The 417-nt window shown below is 46.8% G+C and carries 2 protein-coding genes; one reads left to right on the forward strand and one right to left on the reverse strand.

What is annotated here, in order from left to right; translation table 11 throughout:
- Nucleotides 1-10 precede the first annotated feature (10 nt).
- Nucleotides 11-106, forward strand: a complete 96-nt coding sequence (locus tag JHD73_RS29950) for an SDR family oxidoreductase (protein ID WP_233177217.1) — start codon at nucleotides 11-13, stop codon at nucleotides 104-106.
- A 61-nt stretch (nucleotides 107-167) separates the two neighbouring features.
- Here JHD73_RS29950 and JHD73_RS29325 read toward each other — a convergent pair.
- Nucleotides 168-417: hypothetical protein (locus JHD73_RS29325; RefSeq protein WP_233177216.1), on the reverse strand; the 250-nt coding region annotated here is incomplete at its 5' end.

A 417-nucleotide genomic window follows, 5' to 3' on the forward strand; every position in this document is an offset into this window, starting at 1 on the left:
GGATGTGGCCATGACGGCTTGCTTTTTAGCGTTGGCTCAGAGTCGATATATAACTGGGCAGAAGATTGTAGTCGATGGAGGAGTTACTTCCTCCACCGGCAAGTAAAACTTGCCTACAGTTGGGGCTGTTCAACGCGTATAGACGAAATATACTTGTTTTATTCATATTACAAACCCGAATCGGTTCCCAGGTGCTCTATAAACGGGTTACTATCAAATGCAATAGACATTACCATGTCATAGTCATCACTTGTCTCAAACGGTCCAAAGTAAGCGCCCCCATTCAACGTTTCTGCTTCACTGCTGGCCATCAACTGTTCAACCGCGTCTCCGCCGTATTGAATGCTTGCGTCTTGCTGTACTTCTGTCTCCAGAACCCCAGCACCATTCGTATCAGGCTGACTCGTTATGTACCGT

It is taken from the genome of Ralstonia sp. ASV6, from assembly GCF_016429285.1.
In the GTDB taxonomy this organism is placed as follows: Bacteria; Pseudomonadota; Gammaproteobacteria; order Burkholderiales; family Burkholderiaceae; genus Ralstonia; species Ralstonia flaminis.